This is a genomic window from Massilia scottii (genome assembly GCF_030846495.1).
Lineage (GTDB): Bacteria > Pseudomonadota > Gammaproteobacteria > Burkholderiales > Burkholderiaceae_D > Telluria_A > Telluria_A violaceinigra.
The window spans coordinates 178,422-194,277 of sequence record NZ_JAVCWM010000011.1 but is presented as its reverse complement, the minus strand read 5'-3'; the positions used below and the strand labels follow the sequence as shown (position 1 = coordinate 194,277).

The window sequence follows — 15,856 nt, the reverse complement described above, 5'->3', positions numbered from 1 at the left end:
CAAACGACGATGAGCAAGCACAATCTTGAGCCAATGCGTGTCCGCGCGCTGGCGCTGCGCCTGAACGGACTGTTGGAACACTGGGACGAGGTGGGCGCAGCCGACTGGGTGGCGCCGCTGATCCAATGGGAGGAAGACGAGCGCGACCGCCGCTCGCTGGTGCGCCGCTTGCGCGACGCCCATCTTGGCAAGTTCAAGGCGCTGACGGACTTTGACTGGGCCTGGCCCAAGCGCATCGAGCGCGTGGCCATCGAAGAACTGATGGCGCTGTCCTTCATGAAGGACGCCAGCAATATCGTGTTCCTTGGGCCGAACGGCGCGGGTAAATCGACGCTGGCAATGAACCTGGCGCATCAGGCCCTCGTGCAGGGGCATACGGTACTGTTCGCGACAGCCAGTCAGATGCTTGGCGAGCTGGCCGCACTCGACAGCGATTCGACGCTGCGTCGGCGCCTGCGTCGCTATGCCCAACCCGACATCCTGGTGATCGATGAGGTCGGCTACCTGTCCTACTCGAATCGCCACGCCGACCTGCTGTTCGAGTTGATCAGCCGGCGCTACCAGAACCACAGCACGATCGTGACGACCAAGCGGCCCTTTGCCGAGTGGTCGGAAGTGTTTCCCAACGCCGCCTGCGTGGTTTCGCTGGTCGACCGTCTGATGCACAGGGCCGAAGTGATCGCCGTCGAAGGCGAATCGTACCGGCTCAAGGAGGCGCGCGAACGCAACGAAGCGCGCGCGCAGCAACGCAAAGGCAAGAAAGCCGCGCGTGCCGGAGCTGGCGCATGAGCCGGCATCACCGCGCGTCCGATCAGGAGCGCACCCTGCCGTTCGGCATTGCATCAGACTGGACACCGGAGCAGGCCTTCGCCGTGGTGGAATTGCTGGACGAATTGCGCGAGCTGATCTACGCCCACTATCTGCACCAGATCCAGGATCAAATGCGCGCCGACCGCCAGAGCGTCACTCGCACACCGTGCAACGACGATCCGCCATTCTGGCCAGATCAATGCGCATCAAAACACAAGGGGCCTGCTGGCCCCTTCGTCGTTCTACGCCTCAGCGATCAAAACGCCGCCATCTGAAGGCGGATTGACGCCGGCGCTAACACACCCAACTGCGACCATGGCGTCACTTTGTCTATCTTTGCCAGGAACACGTCACGGCGTGTCAGCTTCTTCTTAGCGGCGTACTCGAGATCGGAAAAACTCTTCTGCATGATCGATTTGGTAGTCGTGGAGGCGCCGTTATTGTCTCAGGTATCGCACAAGTCCGGTACGGCGCCGGGTGAATAAATCAGCGCTTCCCTAAGCGGTGCGCGATGGCATCTATCTCATTTACCGCCGCATCACCTTCAGATTGTTCTCTACGCTTAATCTTGCGACCGATAGCTTTGAGAAGGCCTCGCAACTCTACTAACGTCAATTGCGTCAAATCCATTCGCCTATCCTGTATTTTATGCTGGGAGCTTAATTATAACGGGCCAAATTGAATCTCAGTCAGACAGCGATTTATTAACGCAACGTATGCCGTATCATCCGACGCAATCGGATGATCTGCCCATGGCCGTTCTCAGTGATTCAGCCGCATAGTAGAAGAACTCCCCTCAGTCACACCGAGCATAAATGAGCTAACGGTCTTTGTAAGCTCATCGGCTTGGTCCTGGAGGGCTTGCTCAGCCGCAGCCGCCTCCTCGACTAGCGAGGCGTTTTGTTGGGTGCCATGCTGCGAAAAGAAATATGATCACACGAAACTCGACAGGTAGGGCAATCCTTACAAAATTTTTCCTTTAGGATGACACGGAAACAGGATTTTCCTGATATGTCTTTTTGGAAAAAATAATTATTATTTACCATCTGTTAGCGGGCTTGTAAAAGCGCGCAAATCTTGGCGCCATTGCGCATGGTTTTGCCCTGGGGCGCTGCCCCAGACCCCGCACTGCGTGGGCTCCCACTGGGGAAACCCATCCCCAGCGGGTCTGGCGCACACAACGCAAGAAAGTCAAGCCAGCCCCGTCCCAGTGGCATCTGATCGTTTGACAAAAACCGCGTGCAAAGCCCAGATTTACGCGTTTTTCAAAGCCCATCGACACCATCAGAAAAGTGCCGAACATTTATTTATATAGCTTACGGGCACAAATCCGTAATTTTCTTTGCGGCATGTGCATGCCGTAGCGGTGCCTGTTGAAAATCAGGTGAATTTAGGCTGTTTGATTTTTTTATTGAATGCAAGCCCCCTGCCAATTTAGGGGATATTTACTGGTGTTTCTTATATGCAGGGAGCCGAGAGTGAGTGAAGATTTGTATTTCGTAGTGAAGAACAATGAAGACCAGTATTCGGTCTGGATGGAGGGGCGCAGTTTGTCGGCCGGTTGGGTGACCGTCGGGGAAGCCGGGTCAAAACAGCAATGCCTGGAACGTGTCGAGCAGCTCTGGACCGACATGACGCCGCGCAGCGTACGGGAACACTTGAAGCAGCAGGCCGCAATCGGGGACGAGCATGCCGTATGATGAAATTTTGTCGATAGAAACGCTGGTCCAGCCTAAAGAAGAAGATTTTCAGAAACATTTTATGGACAAGGAGCGCCCAGTCAAAATCGCAGGTGCGCTTGAACATTGGCCTGCAATGCAGAAATGGTCGCTCGACTACTTTGCGGAAAATTTTGGGAATGAAACCATCGGCGTCGAATGTTTTGAGCCGGGCCAGCGTGGGCCGGGCAATAACAGCCCGCAAGGCTATGTTAAGAACCTGCGTTTTCAAGAACTCAAACTAGGCGATCTGATTCATATTCTGCGCGATAAGCCCGATCAAATGTACTACATGGCTTCGCATCCATTCCGTAAAACCTTTCCCGGGTTGCGCGAGGATCTCCGTGTTCATCCGTATGTCAAGCGGCATATTCAGCACATTCCCGGGGCGCATATGGATTCCTATTTGTGGATCGGGCCCAGCGGTACGCATACGCCGATGCATATCGATCCCATGCCCAACTTCCTGACGCAGGTAATGGGACGCAAGAAGGTGTACTTGTTTCCTCCGGATCAGGCCAGCAAAAATCTCTATATTGGCGAATTTGAGAGAGCCACTTTCAGCCCTGTGGATTTGGAAAATCCTGATTTCGATAAATATCCCAATTTCCGCTTTTGCACCCCTTATGAGGTAATTATCGAGCCGGGAGAGAGCTTGCATATTCCGCGCAACTGGGGGCATTGCGTCATTTCGATGGATGTGTCGATTTCCGTCTCGACATTTTTCATTTCGTATCCGCAGTTATTTAAACTTGTCCCCGAGTTTTTTGGAGAAGTGCTAAAGCGGGCTGTTGAGGGGTGGCGTTGGAAGAATATGGATAACGAACGCGCGGGTCTGAACCCGCCTCCGCGATCGGAAAGGGCACCTTGATTGCAGGGCTTCATAACGCAGCAGATTCAAAAGATGCTGGTAACGATATTAAAGGATGACATCTTGAGTAACGCTGAAATCAATGGCGTGCAGTCCGCGTCTGGCCTGCATCAGTCCCTCGGCATGATTGGCCTGGCCTATAACGAAAACCCGGCATTGGTTGCAAGCAGTGTCAAGCAGGGAATTGGTTCGGCGCTGGAATACGTCAACCGTTATCCGTTTTCAACAGAAATACGCGTCATGCAGAAGCTGGCACTTCATTTCGGCTACCCGCAAGAGAATGTGATGCTGGTGCGCGGTATCGACGAATGTTTTGACCGTGTCAGCGCCGAGTTTGGAAACATGCGTTTTGTCACGGCTTGGCCCGGCTTCGACGGCTACCGGGGACGCATCAAGGTCAACCGGCTGGCGCATCTCGAGATCGGCTTGGACGAAGACCTGAGCCTCAGGCAAGAGGACTTGGAACAGATCACGAAAAACGACTTTGTTATTCTCGCCAATCCCTCAAACCCGACTGGTCAGGCCCTGACAGCGCAGCAGCTCGACCTACTCCAGCAGCGCGCCGGCAAGCTGCTGATCGATGAAACGTATATCGATTACGCATCTTTCCGCGGCAACAGCCTGGCGTATGCGGACGACCGGCTGGTATTTCGTTCCTTTTCCAAATCTTATGGTCTGGCGGGATTGCGGCTCGGCGTGGTGTTCGGGCCTTGCGCTCTCATCGCGGCCATGAAACAGAAACAGTGGTTTTGCAATGTCGGCGTGCTTGATCTGCATGCCTTGGAAGCTGCCATTGAAAGCGACCATGTGCGCGACGCACATATCCGCGCCACGCTGCATGAACGCCGCCGGGTGAGGCAGGCACTGAGCGATCTGGGTTATCAGGTGCTGCCCTCGGAAACGAATTTTATTCTCGTCAAGCATGATCAGGTCGATACCGCTGTGCAGTTTCTGGCACGCCGCGGCATCCAGGTAAAAGATGCGGCCCAGTTCGGCCTTGAGAACCACATCAGAATCAGTATCGGCACTGAAGCGGAAAACAATCGTTTGTTTGCGGTGCTGGCCGACTATTTCAACACTTTTAGGAGGACTTAATGAGCAGCGCAGCACTTGTTCGCAACACTGTACACGAAGCAGAACTTTCCGTTGATGACATTCTGAATGCGAGCTGGTATCAGCCTGAAGTGTCGAAGACGCTGGACTATGTCAAAGGATTCGTCGGCGCCAAAGTGATTTTCCAGATGCTCAAGCTGGGCGTGTTCGACGATCTGCTCGACGCCAAGAGCCTGGAGCAGATTGCGGCCAAGCGCGCGCTAGATCCGTATCTGCTGCGCACCGTCTTCGAGTATCTGACCGTTGAAGGCTTGCTGCTCAAGCAAACCCAGGGCGAGACGGTATCGTTTCAATTGTCTGCCTACGGTTCGCGCATCAAGCATTACGAAGGATGGCTGAATATCCTGATCGGCGGCTACGACAATATTTTTTCCAACATCGGCCCCATGCTGCAAGAGGGTATCAATGGGTATAAACGCGACGGCAAGTGGGTCGGCGTGGGCAGCTGCCAGATTTCGAAATTTGACACCATTCCCATCACCAAAGCCTTTATCAAGTCGGTCAAGCCGGATGCCAAACATATCGTCGATTTCGGTTGTGGCAATGCGCTTTACCTGTGCACCCTGGCCAGGGACCTCGACGGCGTGCGCGCGATTGGCATCGAACCCGACAAGAACGCTTATGAGGCGGGAGTCAGGAAAGTTGCCGAAATGGGGCTGCAAGATCAAGTTAGCCTGGTCAATGTCGATGCCCTCGATTACGAGATCGTGGATCAGCCCGATTTCATCCTGTTCGGCTTCGTATTGCAGGAAATCGTCTCCCAGATCGGCCGTCCCGCCTTCATCGATTACTTGTCCAGACTGGGCAAAAAATTCGCCGACAGCTATCTGATGGTGATGGAAGTCGATTACGACATCGACAACCGCGACGTGATGCAGTCGCCGATGGGACGCGGTTACTACAACCCGTACTTCCTGCTACATCCGTTCACCAACCAGCTGCTGCTGCCGAAGAAGGAATGGGAACAGATCTTCGAGGAAGCCGGTTACGACATCGTGCGCCAGGAAGTGACCAGCCCGAAAGCTGATCCTTCCGGTTTTGGTATCTGTTACGTCCTGAAGTACCGCGACCTCGCTCGCTAGGCGCCGCGCCGCTTTTAGCACCCCCAAGCTATCGTAATGGAATATTGCATGAATGATAATAATTGTGACAAGGTTTTGCTGTGTATCGATAACGCGGCGGGATTGCAGGTACTCCAGTACCTGATCGACCGGGATCAGGCGGAGGTGGTGGCCGCCATCGTCCACCCCCGCAACAACGCCACCCAGCTCGATGAGATCGCGGCATTGTGCGCGCGCCATCGCATTCCCGTGATCGAGATCGCCCAGGCGCGTAGCCGGTTTGACGAACTGATCACGCCGCTGGCACCGGATTTTCTGGTATCGATCTACTTCGATTACATCCTCGACGACCGCTTCATCAAATTGCCGAGCAAGGATGCGGTCAATCTGCATCCGGGATATCTGCCCTACAACAAGGGCTTTTACTACTACGCCTGGGCGGTGCTCGATGGCACTCCGGCCGGGGTCAGCATCCACCGGATCGCCTCCGAGGTCGATGCGGGACCGGTTATCAGTCAAAAACTGGTCACGATCGAGGGCACCGATACCGGCGACATCATCTATGACAAGCATGTTGCCGCATCGGTGCAGTTGTTTCAACTGACGTGGCCGGCGCTGGAAGCGGGCGATTACAAAGTGTTTCGCCAGCTGCATGGCGGCACCCGCAAAAAAATCTCCGAAACCAATCAGGCGCTGGAGATCGATCCGTACGCGACCTATGTGGCGCGCGATCTGATCAACATGCTGCGCGTCTTCAGCTTTTCCGGTAGTGGCGGCTGCACCATGCAGATCGATGGCAAAAAATATAACCTCGGCATCGAATTTTCCGAAGTCATCGACAACATCAACCGCACCCGGGGCAAGCGTGACAACTACCTGATCGGGTAGTGCGCCTTTCGTCACCGTTAGCGATTTTTCCAACTGAACAGGAATAAACATGAATCCCAAACATATTTTGCTGGCTTACTCGGGCGGTCTGGATACCTCCACGGCGCTGCATTTTTTGAAGCATGAATTCAAATGCCGCGTGACGGCCTATTGCGCCAACGTGGGACAAGAAGAAGACTGGGAGCGTCTGGCGCGGCGCGCCAAGATCGCCGGCGCCGACGAATTGGTCATCGAAGATCTGCGCGACACCTTCATTAACGATTTCGTGTTCCCTGCGCTAAAAGCGAACGCCGCTTACGAGCGCGACTATCTGCTGGGCACGCCATTGGCGCGGCCCGCGATCGCCAAAGGGCTGGTCGAATATGCACGCAAGCACGACGTCGATGCGCTGTCGCATGGCTGTACGCAAAAAGGGAACGATCAGGTGCGTTTTGAAATGACGGCGAAAATTCTCGCGCCCGAGCTGCCAACCATCGCCCCTTGGCGTATTTGGTCGCTGAAGTCGCGCGAAGACATGTTCGCCTACTGCCAGCGGCACGATATTCCCGTCGACAGCAGTGTCGATAATTTGCTCAGCCACGATGAAAACCTGGTGCATGTCACTACCGAGGGCGACTATCTGGAGAGCGTCGGCAACGAATTCAAGTGGAAAGACGTGAACTGGATCACACCGCCTACTGCGGCGCCCGACGCCGTCGAGACAGTCACTATCGGCTTCCGCCAGGGCGTGCCGTTTTCCATCGATGGCACCGAGCTGGGCGCGGTCGAGCTGATCCAGCAGCTCAACAAGATCGGCGCGCGCAACGGTGTGGGTTTCCAGGACATCATTGAAAACCGCATCAATGGGCTGAAGGTGCGCGGCGTTTTTGAAAATCCCGCCTTGGTGATCCTGCATGCGGCCCACCGCAAGCTGGAAAAGATCACGCTTAGCCGCGATGTCGAGCGCCTGCGCAATGCCTTGTCGGACGACTATGGCGATATCGTGTATCGCGGCCTCTGGTTCAGCGACGAGCGCCGCTGCATCCAGGCCCTGGTCGATCAGACCCAGCAGTATGTCAGCGGCACGGCCCGCGTGCAGCTGTACAAAGGTTCGTGCACGGTATCATCGGTCGAGTCTGAAAACACCTTGTATTCGCGCGACATGGTCACCTTGCATGCCGGTCTGGAGATCAGCGGCGAGGACGCGTCCGGCTTCCTCAATACCATCGGCATGCGCATTGGTGTCGAGGCGGCCCGCAGCCAGCGCGCGCAGGAGCGTGCGGCATGAGCACGGCACTGGCCAATCCATGGGCAGGGCGTTTCAGCGAAACGATGACCGCCAGCCTGGTGGCGTTCAACACCGGTTTGCCGCTCGAGTCGCGCTTATTCGAGTCGGACATCGACGGCACCCATGCCCATATTGAAATGCTGCGCTCGGTGGGCTTGCTGCAAAGTGCCGAGCACGCGGCCTTGGCCCGCGCGCTCGACGAGATCCGCCAGGAATGGCGCCACGGCGATATCAAGCTGCAAGTGGAACTGGAAGACATCCACATGAACCTGGAAGCGCTGCTGGTCAAGAAAGTCGGCGAACTGGGCAAGAAGACCCATACGGCGCGCAGCCGTAACGATCAGCAAGCCACCGCTCAGCGCATCTTTTTCATGCGTTCCACACGCGAACTGGCCAATGCGATCGACATCTTCCAACGTGCCTTGCTCGAGCATTGCCAGCAGTATCCAAACCTGGTGATGCCATCGTATACCCACTTGCAGCGGGCCGAATTCACGTATTACGCCCACTGGCTGGCCACCTATGTAGTCATGCTGGAGCGCGACCACAGCCGTTTCATCGATGCCCTGGCGCGGGCCGACCAAAGTCCCCTTGGCGCCTGCGCATCGACAGGTACCAGCCTGCCGATCGACCGCCAGTATTCCGCCGGCCTGCTGGGTTTTCGCGAGCCTACCCTGCATAGTATCGACTCCGTCTCCGACCGCGATTACCTGGTCGAATTCGGCGCCCACGCGGCCAACCTGATGATTCACCTGTCGCGCTTGTCGGAAGAAATCATTTCCTTCACCAGCCAGGAATTCGGCTTCCTGGTCCTGGCGGACGGCTATTGCACGGGCAGCTCGATTATGCCGCAAAAGAAAAATCCCGATGTGCCCGAACTAGTGCGCGGCAAGTCGGCATCGGTGATTGGCAACGCCATGACCCTGATGACACTGCTCAAGGGCTTGCCTTTGGGTTACAACAAGGATTTGCAGGAGGACAAAACGGCATGGTTCGCTGCCCTGGACAATTGCATGTCCTCGCTGGGCATCTTGACTGAGCTGGTACGCAGCATGAAACCGGTGTCGGAAAAAATGCGCCTGGCAGCCCAGGGCGGCCATATCATCGCCACGGAATACGCCAACTATCTGGTGAACAAGGGCTTGCCGTTTCGCGAGGCGCACCGCATCGTCGGCGAACTGGTCAAATTAGCCGACAGCCGCCAGCTCGATATCTCGCGTCTGCCCTACACCGATTTTGCCGCCGCCAGTGCCTTGTTTACAGAAGATATTCGCGCCGTCACGGTCGATGACATGGTAACGCGGAAAAATTCCTACGGTTCCTGCGGCGGCCAGGCACTAGGCGTGCTGCTGAGCCAATTGCAGTCGCTGCTCGACGCGCACCAGCCGAGATGACGAACGGTCCCCCTTGATTATGTCGGAGCCTATGGTTTTACCATTTCCATCGGGTACGAAAACGGCGGCGGGCATTTCGTATTGCTCGTTCGGTGAGCTGCTGCAAGGCGTGCTGCACGAAGACGACGTCGATTTTCTCGTTACCTTACCCATTCAAAAATATTCGGTCAGTTATTTTGTGCCCGACTTTGACAGGACCAGGATCGTCACCGTACCCAGCGTGAAGACCAAGGCCGCCGCCATGGCCAGGCGCATCCTTAAGCACTATGGGCAAGCGGTGGGGGGCACGTTTTATATCGACTGCGACATACCCAGCGGCAAAGGACTGAGCAGTTCTTCGGCCGATTTGCTGGCGACGGCGCGGGCGCTGGAAACCTATATGGGCAAGGAGTTGCCGTTGAGCGACTTGTGCAGTTATATGAGCGAGATCGAACCGACCGACGGCGTCATGTATCCGGAGTCGGTGGTGTATTTGCAGCGCAAGGGCAAGCTCTGGTCGCGTCTAGGCAGATTGTCCGATGTGCAGATCCTGGCGCTGGACGAGGGCGGTACCGTCGACACCGTGGACTACCACCAGCGCGGGCTGGCCGAGCGGCACAATCACGCCTATCGGAATGAGTTTAACCAGTTGCTCGACCGCATAGTGGTGGCTTTCCGCGATGGCGACCTCGATGAGATCGCCCGGATCTCGACCCGTAGCGCGTATATCAATCAAGAAATCAATCCCAAGAAATATCTGGGAGTGGTGCATGAAACCTGTCTGGCCACTAACGGTATTGGGCTAGTCACCTCGCACAGCGGCACCTGCATCGGCATCTTGTACGACATGCGCAAGCCGGATCATCAGCGCAATCTTCACAACGCCAGCGGCATGCTGGCGGTACATGGGAGCGTCAATGTATACGATACGGTCAAGTAGCGCTCCGGGCCGGTGCCTTGGGGTGGCTCGATGACGAGCGCGGACTCGGGCGTGAAGTCCGATGGCGTCGCCCATGTCATCCCTGCCGGGCCGGGGGGGGGCGCAACCCTGGTGCACCGCAATGCCCTGGTCTACACCGTCTACCGGATGTTGACGCTGGCGCCAGTTGACCGCGCGATCTTCGTGCTGTTCCTGATACACAAGGGCTTCAGCGCCTACCAGATCGGCATGTTGCAGGGTGTTTTTTTCCTCGCAAATATTGTGACGGAAGTGCCGGCCGGCCTGTTCGGCGACGCGATCGGCCGTAAATGGTCGGTGCTGCTGGGTTTGCTCGCCTATTGTCTGTTCGGGCTCGGGGTACTGGTCAGCGATGGTTTCCTGCCTTTTCTTGGCCTGTATGCCTTGCTGGGGCTGGCGCTGGCCCTGGTCTACGGTTCGGATACGGCGCTGCTCTACGACAGCCTGGTGGCCGAACAGCGGACCGGTGACTTCAACCGCATACAACTCAAGGCCAATGCCCTGGGACTGATCTCGGGTGCGTTCGCGGTGCTGGCGGGCGGGCTGCTGCAGGCAGTGTCATGGGACGCGGTATATGCCGGCTATGTCGTCATCTATGCGCTGGCATTGGCGGCATGGTCGTTTGCCATCGAGCCGCCGCTAGAATCTGCTGTCACGGGCAGCACCAGGAAACACTTGACGGCGGAATTGCTCACCTACATACGGCAAAACTGGCGTGCCATCGGCTTGCCGATTCTTGGTTTCATCGTCTTTGCCGCCTGCACCACGCCGTTTTTCACCTTCAGTCAAGCCTTGTTCAGTGAAAATGGCTTCAGCGTACAGCGCATCACCTGGTTTTACTGCGCCGCGCAGTTGCTGATCGGCCTGGCATACCTGGTGCTGCAACGGAGCATGTCTTTCCTGTCTTTTTATCCTGTCGTGCTGTTGAGCACCCTCGTCACCGCCGTCATGCTCGGCTTGATGTTCTTCAATGTGACAGCCATCGACTTCGGCGGTTTTTTCCTGGTGATGATCCTCAATCCCATCGTCGGCGTGGTGGCCAACAACCACTTCAACGCACAACTACCGAGCCGGGTACGGGCATCCTTCCTGTCGCTGATTGGCCTGGGTATGTCGCTGACCATTGCCATCATGTACTTCCTCTACAGCTATCTAGCCCAGTACATGGCCATTTATCAGGTGATGGCATCGACGGCGCTCATTGCCGTGTGCGCTTTCCTGATTTTCATGTTGGCCAGACAGGTCGAGAAAAAAGGCGCACAACCATGTTAAAACGCTTGCTTTATCGCGAGGCGCCATTCGAGCGGCTCAGTGCAGACCAGCTGCAACGTCTCGACACGGCCTTCAGGGGCATGGTGAGCGCCTTGGCGCCCACTTGTTACTGGGTGCACCGGCTCGACGCGCAGCGACTGCTGATTACCGATTTTTTTCACCCGTCGATGCTGCGCTATCGGGGTTTGGAAGTGGTACTGGTCGAAAACGGGTCGATTTCCTATTTTCGCCTGCCCGGCGCCAAAGTGGGCGGCACCGGACAGGTGCCGGTGGGGCGCTACCAGGTGTGCATCACGGCGCCGTCCGGGGCCAGCTTTCTGCTCGATGTCTGTAAAAACCATCTGGGCCGCTTCGAGATGCAGGCACTGGCGCCGCTGACGGCGGCGACGCCGCCCTCCACCCATGCCGGTCTGCCGCGCCACGTGCTGGAGCCGAGCAAGTTCGCCGACGAAATGAAGGGCGCCATTGCACGTGGCGTCGAATGGACTTACCGCAGCATTCGCCAAGCACATGCCACGCGACAAACGGATCTGGTCGAGCAACTGCGCGCCGCTTCATGGCTGCGGGCGGCGCAGGGGATCTGCCCCGAAGTCGATGCCTATCTGTGGATGCTCAATCAACCAATTACATGGACTACATAATGAATTCGATTTCCGATCAGCTTCGCGCGCCGATGTACGGCAGTTTTTCCAGTGCCTTGGAGCATCCGGACCTGATTCAGCTGCGTCCGGGGCTGGTGGCGGCCGCATTTCGTCTGATGAAGCTGGTGCCGGCCAAATACATCGTCGAGAAGGCAATCGCCGACGGCCAGCTCGATCCCGGCATGCCGGTGCTGGAAACGTCGAGTGGCACCTTCGCCATGGGACTGGGCATCGTCTGCGCCGAAAAGCGCATCCCTTTCCACATTGTGAGCGACGCCGCCATCGATGCACGCCTGCAAGCGCGTCTGCGCCAGCTCGGCGGCCAGGTGCAGATTGTGGGCGCGAATGCGGCCGGCTCGAACGTGCAGGTACTGCGCCTGGAAGCGTTGCAGGAACAGTTGCGCGCCAATCCGGGCAGCTTCTGGCCGCGCCAATATGACAATCTGGACAACCAGCTGGCCTACCGCTGTTTTGCCAAACAGCTGATTCGTACGCTGGGCAAAAACATTGTCCTGGTCGGCACCGTGGGTTCGGGCGCCTCCACCTGTGGCACTGTCAAGGCGCTGCGCGAGATCGATCCCTCGATCAAACTGGTGGGGGTGGACACCTTTGGCAGCGTGCTGTTCGGGCTGCCCGTCGGACCGCGCATGCTGCGCGGGCTGGGCAATTCCATCTATCCCAACAATCTGGATCACCGCTGTTACGATCAGGTGCACTGGGTGTCGCCGGCCGAGGCTTATGCCAGCACCCGCCGTCTGCATGCCCAGTACGGCTTGTATTGCGGGCCGACCTCCGGCGCGGCATTCATGGTGGCCGAGTGGCTGCGCGAGCAGAACAAGACCGTGGTCTTCATCGCGCCCGATGAAGGCCACCGCTACGCCGACACCGTTTATGACGACGCTTGGCTGCATGACGGCGGCTATGCCGGCCTGGTTTTGGCGGCGCAGCCAACCAAGGCGCGCAGTGCGCAAACGGCCAGCGGCCCCTGGGCGTATCTGGACTGGGAGCGGCGCAGTTATGAGCAGGTAACGGGGCAGCCACGGCCTGCCGGCACGGTCCTTGAGCAAATCCGCGCCGACCAGCCTGCGGTGAGCGCATGACGGTTATCGATAGCGGTCCCGTGCAGACCTTTGTTTTCATCGAGAGCAACACGACCGGTACCGGCCGGCTCTGCCTGCAAAAGGCATTGCTGCGTGGTGTCAACGTGCTGTTTCTTACCAGCCAGCCGCAGCTCTACAGCTTTTTGCAGGAGGACATGGTGCTCCCGGTGCTGGCCGATACCAGCGATGCGGCGCGGATCGTGGACGTGCTGGCCGCGTATCCGAATGTGGCGGCGGTTTTTTCGACTTCGGAATACTACATTGAGATCGCCGCCGAGGTGGCCGGCCGGCTCGGCCTGCCGGGCGCGGACCCGGCGGCGATCCGGCGTTGCCGCGACAAGGGCCTGTTATACCGCTGCCTGCGCGAAGCCGGCATCGGCGCCGCCGACACGGTGGAAGTGACCAGCGACGCGCACTTGCGTGACGTGGCGCGCGCGCTGTCTTATCCCCGGGTGGTGAAGCCGGCCATGGGCTCTGGCAGTGTCGGCGTGCGGCTGGTGCATGACGCCGCCCAGCTGCTGGTCCATGGTGACGGCATTTTGCAGGCACGCAGCAATGAACGCGGCATGGCCATGCAGCCCAAGCTGCTGGTGCAAGCGTATATTGAAGGCCCGGAATTTTCCGTCGAAGTGATCGGCCTGGGCGCGGCGCTGGGCCACCAGGTACTGGGTGTGACCGGCAAACATCTGGGACCCTTGCCGCACTTCGTGGAAAAGGGGCACGATTTTCCGGCACCGATCGTGCCTGCCTTGCGCGACGCCATCGTGGCCCAGACCTTGAGTGCGCTGCGCGCGGTCGGCCATCGCTTCGGGCCGGCGCACGTGGAATGCCGGGTCAGCGCCGGCCAGGTGGTCATCATCGAAATCAACCCGCGCCTGGCCGGCGGCATGATCCCGCAAGCCATCGAACGGGCCACCGGCATCGATGTTCTGGGCGCCGTGGTCGATCTGTACCTTGGCGGCACGTCGGACTGGCAGCCGCGTCGCCACGATGTTGCCGCCATCCGTTTCGTGCTGCCGCAGCGCAAAGGCGTGCTGCTCGAGCTGGCGCTCAAGCCCACTGACCGCTTTCCGTCCGTCTCCATGACCTTTATCGGCTTAAAGCGCAACGGCCAGCGCATCGGTCAGGATGGCGATTACCGCGACCGTATCGGCCTGGTCATCGCCGGCGCCAGCCAGCGTGCCGAACTGGAGCGCGCGCTGGAGGAGCTGGACGGGCTGGTGACGGTGCGCATTGCCGGCGAGGGCGACGACAACGACCCTGGCACCGGGCGTCTGCGTCACAGCCTGCATCCGGAAGCGTTGGCGATTGTCCGCAAGCCAGCCAGCCGCGCCGCACGGCTGGCCGAATTTGACGCGTTCGCCGCCATCGACGAGGCGCATCTGCTCATGTTGACCGAGGCCGGCATTTGCGCGCCGGCCAAGGCGGGCGCGGTGCTGCGCGAACTGGCGCTGCAACGCGACCAGGGTTATGCCGCGATCATCGACGCAGTAGCGCCGCGCGGCGGCTACGCGCTGTACGAACAACTGCTCATTGAGCGCCTGGGCATGGATATTGGCGGGGTGGTGCATACGGCCCGTTCCCGCAACGACATTAACGCCTGCATCGCCAAGCTTCAGGTGCGGCGCTGGTTCGAGACCAGCGCCTGCAAGCTGTGGCGCCTGCGCGCAACGCTGCTGGACAAGGCGCAGCAGACCATAGACTGGCCTCTGCCAGTCTACAGCCAATACCAGGCGGCACAGCCGGGCAGCGTCGGCTACTACCTGTGGTCGGTCGAGTGCGCGCTGCAACGCGATCAGGCCGCGCTGGCCCGTATCAAGGATGACTTGTCGGTCTGTCCGCTGGGTGCGGGTGCCGGGGCGGGCACGGATTTTCCCATCCTGCCCGAAGTCAGCGCCGCACTGCTGGGCTTTGAACGCAGCGCCGACAGCGCCCTCGATGCCGTGGCCAGCCGCGATCTGGCGCTGCACCTGTTGTCAGCACTGGCCATTGGCGCCACCACGCTTAGCCGCTTGGCGCACGACCTGCAATTGTGGACTATGCGCGAGACCGCCTTTCTGTCTTTGTCCGATGAATTGAGCGGAAGCTCATCACTGATGCCGCAAAAAAAGAATCCCTATTTGCTGGAAAATGTGAAGGGCAAACTGTCGCAGGTGGCCGGGGTGCTCAATAGCGCAATTTTTGCCACCCAGCGCACGCCGTTCAGCAACTCGGTAGAGGTGGGGACCGAGGCGCTGGCCCGCTGCGGCGAGGCGGTATTGGCGTTCGAGGAAAGCTGCGATCTGCTGCGCCTGATGATCGCCGACATGTCTGGCGACCCCGGCAAGATGCGTCTGGCGGCGGAACAGGGACTGGTGGTGGCGGCCCAAGTGGCCAATCAATTGGTACGGGAGCGGCAGATCAGCTTTCACGCAGCGCACCACCAGGTTGGCGCGCTGATCACGCAGACGATGGATGCCGGCCAAGATGCGGTCATCGCCCTGGCTGGCTTGACGGCTGCATCATATGCCGACACCGGGGCCGCTAGTGCCCGGCTTGCCTATGGCGGCGGCCCGGGCGCGGTCGCAGCGGGCCTGGCGCGCGCGCGGGAGCGGCTGCGGCTGGACGCCGATACCCTGCGTCGGCAGCAAGCCGGGTGGCGGGCGGCAACCCTGCGACGCCGAGAGCGGGTAGCGGCGGCAAGCCAGCCGGGGTCCTGAGCCGCAGCGCCACAGACAAGAACCCAGTGGCGCCCGCGAGACGGGCGCATGCATACACCGGCAGACACCTGCCGGCCCGAATAGA

15 protein-coding genes and 1 pseudogene are annotated in these 15,856 nt (G+C 58.7%); 14 read left to right on the top strand and 2 right to left on the bottom strand.

Going from position 1 to position 15,856, the window contains the following annotated elements; genetic code table 11:
• Nucleotides 1-9 precede the first annotated feature (9 nt).
• A complete protein-coding gene (istB, locus tag RBA41_RS17470) occupies nucleotides 10-789 on the top strand; it encodes an IS21-like element helper ATPase IstB (protein WP_306625407.1) in 780 nt (259 codons plus the stop codon).
• The gene (locus tag RBA41_RS17465) at nucleotides 786-1,085 is read left to right on the top strand and encodes a hypothetical protein (RefSeq protein WP_306625405.1); all 300 of its coding nucleotides are present in this window, start codon (nucleotides 786-788) and stop codon (nucleotides 1,083-1,085) included. The genes istB and RBA41_RS17465 overlap by 4 nt, the downstream gene beginning before the upstream one ends.
• A gap of 29 nt (nucleotides 1,086-1,114) precedes the next feature.
• On the opposite strand, the pseudogene RBA41_RS17460 reads toward RBA41_RS17465, so the two are convergent.
• Together RBA41_RS17460 and RBA41_RS17455 are read right to left on the bottom strand one after the other, a co-directional pair.
• Nucleotides 1,115-1,219, bottom strand: a pseudogene (locus RBA41_RS17460) (IS5/IS1182 family transposase); the annotation flags it as partial.
• Nucleotides 1,220-1,296: 77 nt separating this feature from the next.
• Complete coding sequence (locus tag RBA41_RS17455; protein ID WP_306625404.1) at nucleotides 1,297-1,440, bottom strand: hypothetical protein; 144 nt, start codon at nucleotides 1,438-1,440, stop codon at nucleotides 1,297-1,299.
• Nucleotides 1,441-2,288: 848 nt separating this feature from the next.
• On the opposite strand from RBA41_RS17455, the gene RBA41_RS17450 reads away from it, so the two are divergent.
• The 12 genes from RBA41_RS17450 to RBA41_RS17395 all read left to right on the top strand — a co-directional run bounded on the left by RBA41_RS17450 (nucleotide 2,289) and on the right by RBA41_RS17395 (nucleotide 15,771).
• Complete coding sequence (locus RBA41_RS17450; RefSeq protein ID WP_306625403.1) at nucleotides 2,289-2,510, top strand: MbtH family protein; 222 nt, start codon at nucleotides 2,289-2,291, stop codon at nucleotides 2,508-2,510.
• Nucleotides 2,500-3,399, top strand: coding sequence for a cupin-like domain-containing protein (locus RBA41_RS17445; RefSeq protein ID WP_306625402.1), 900 nt, complete (start codon nucleotides 2,500-2,502; stop codon nucleotides 3,397-3,399). Before RBA41_RS17450 ends, RBA41_RS17445 begins: the two co-directional genes overlap by 11 nt.
• 123 nt (nucleotides 3,400-3,522) lie before the next feature.
• The gene (locus RBA41_RS17440; protein ID WP_306625466.1) at nucleotides 3,523-4,494 is read left to right on the top strand and encodes a pyridoxal phosphate-dependent aminotransferase; all 972 of its coding nucleotides are present in this window, start codon (nucleotides 3,523-3,525) and stop codon (nucleotides 4,492-4,494) included.
• Nucleotides 4,494-5,594, top strand: a complete 1,101-nt coding sequence (locus RBA41_RS17435) for a methyltransferase family protein (RefSeq protein ID WP_306625401.1) — start codon at nucleotides 4,494-4,496, stop codon at nucleotides 5,592-5,594. Before RBA41_RS17440 ends, RBA41_RS17435 begins: the two co-directional genes overlap by 1 nt.
• Before the next feature lie 48 nt (nucleotides 5,595-5,642).
• The gene (locus RBA41_RS17430; RefSeq protein WP_306625400.1) at nucleotides 5,643-6,461 is read left to right on the top strand and encodes a formyl transferase; all 819 of its coding nucleotides are present in this window, start codon (nucleotides 5,643-5,645) and stop codon (nucleotides 6,459-6,461) included.
• A 49-nt stretch (nucleotides 6,462-6,510) separates the two neighbouring features.
• The gene (locus tag RBA41_RS17425) at nucleotides 6,511-7,728 is read left to right on the top strand and encodes an argininosuccinate synthase (RefSeq protein ID WP_306625399.1); all 1,218 of its coding nucleotides are present in this window, start codon (nucleotides 6,511-6,513) and stop codon (nucleotides 7,726-7,728) included.
• Nucleotides 7,725-9,122: an argininosuccinate lyase gene (argH, locus tag RBA41_RS17420; protein ID WP_306625398.1), complete on the top strand. Its 1,398-nt coding sequence runs from the start codon at nucleotides 7,725-7,727 to the stop codon at nucleotides 9,120-9,122. The genes RBA41_RS17425 and argH overlap by 4 nt, the downstream gene beginning before the upstream one ends.
• A 19-nt stretch (nucleotides 9,123-9,141) precedes the next feature.
• The gene (locus RBA41_RS17415; protein WP_306625465.1) at nucleotides 9,142-10,041 is read left to right on the top strand and encodes a GHMP family kinase ATP-binding protein; all 900 of its coding nucleotides are present in this window, start codon (nucleotides 9,142-9,144) and stop codon (nucleotides 10,039-10,041) included.
• A gap of 30 nt (nucleotides 10,042-10,071) precedes the next feature.
• On the top strand, nucleotides 10,072-11,331 hold the full coding sequence (locus tag RBA41_RS17410; RefSeq protein WP_374709564.1) for an MFS transporter: 1,260 nt from the start codon (nucleotides 10,072-10,074) through the stop codon (nucleotides 11,329-11,331).
• Nucleotides 11,325-11,972, top strand: coding sequence for a hypothetical protein (locus tag RBA41_RS17405; protein ID WP_306625396.1), 648 nt, complete (start codon nucleotides 11,325-11,327; stop codon nucleotides 11,970-11,972). The genes RBA41_RS17410 and RBA41_RS17405 overlap by 7 nt, the downstream gene beginning before the upstream one ends.
• Entirely contained in the window at nucleotides 11,960-13,072 is a 1,113-nt protein-coding gene (locus RBA41_RS17400; RefSeq protein WP_374709563.1) for a cysteine synthase family protein, read from the top strand. The genes RBA41_RS17405 and RBA41_RS17400 overlap by 13 nt, the downstream gene beginning before the upstream one ends.
• A complete protein-coding gene (locus tag RBA41_RS17395; RefSeq protein WP_306625393.1) occupies nucleotides 13,069-15,771 on the top strand; it encodes a lyase family protein in 2,703 nt (900 codons plus the stop codon). The genes RBA41_RS17400 and RBA41_RS17395 overlap by 4 nt, the downstream gene beginning before the upstream one ends.
• Nucleotides 15,772-15,856: the final 85 nt, after the last annotated feature.